The 801-nt window shown below is 64.9% G+C and carries 1 protein-coding gene; it reads left to right on the forward strand.

Features of this window, described 5'->3' with window-relative positions; all coding sequences use genetic code 11:
- The coding region (locus FEI13_RS18825; RefSeq protein ID WP_138183020.1) for an RNA-guided endonuclease InsQ/TnpB family protein at positions 1 to 801 on the forward strand (801 nt) is incomplete at both ends.

Genomic DNA, 801 nt, shown 5'->3' on the forward strand with positions numbered 1-801 from the left:
CCTGCCCAAGCTGGGCTGGTTGCGCTTCCGCAAGAGCCGCGAGGTGCTGGGGACGGTCAAGAACGTCACCGTCAGCCAGTCCGGCGGGCGGTGGTTCGTCTCGATCCAGACCGAGCGCGAGGTCGACGTACCGGTGCCCAAAGGCGGGGCCGTCGGCATCGACATGGGGGTAGCGCGGTTCGCCACGCTTTCGGACGGCAGCGACCTCGCCCCGTTCAACAGTTTCAAAAGGCATCAGACGGCGCTGCGCAAGGCGCAGCAGTCGCTGAGCCGCAAGACCAAGTTCAGCCGCAACAGGAAGAAGGCCAAGGCCCGCGTCCAGGAAATCCAGGCCCGTATCGCCAATGCCCGCCGCGATTATCTGCACAAGGCTTCCGCCACGATCAGCAAAAAACACGCGCTCGTGGTGCTGGAAGACTTGCAGGTCGGCAATATGTCGCGGTCGGCGAGAGGCAGTGTCGAGCAGCCGGGGCAGAACGTCCGAGCGAAATCGGGGCTCAACCGATCCATTCTGGATCAGGGGTGGTATGAGTTTCGCCGTCAGCTCGACTACAAGCTGGCCTGGCGCGGGGCGCATCTGGTGGTCGTGCCACCGCACAACACCAGCCGCACCTGCCCCGAATGCGGGCACGTGGCCGCCGCGAATCGGCGCAGCCAGGCATGTTTCGCCTGTGTCGAGTGCGGCTTCGAGGCCAACGCCGATCATGTCGGCGCGATCAATGTATTAAGGGCGGGGCACGCCCGGTTAGCCTGTGAAGTGAGCGGTGCAGCAAGGCCGCCAGCAGCAGGAACCCACCGAAG

The sequence above is a fragment of the Halomonas urmiana genome, from assembly GCF_005780185.1.
GTDB classification, from domain to species: Bacteria; Pseudomonadota; Gammaproteobacteria; order Pseudomonadales; family Halomonadaceae; genus Halomonas; species Halomonas urmiana.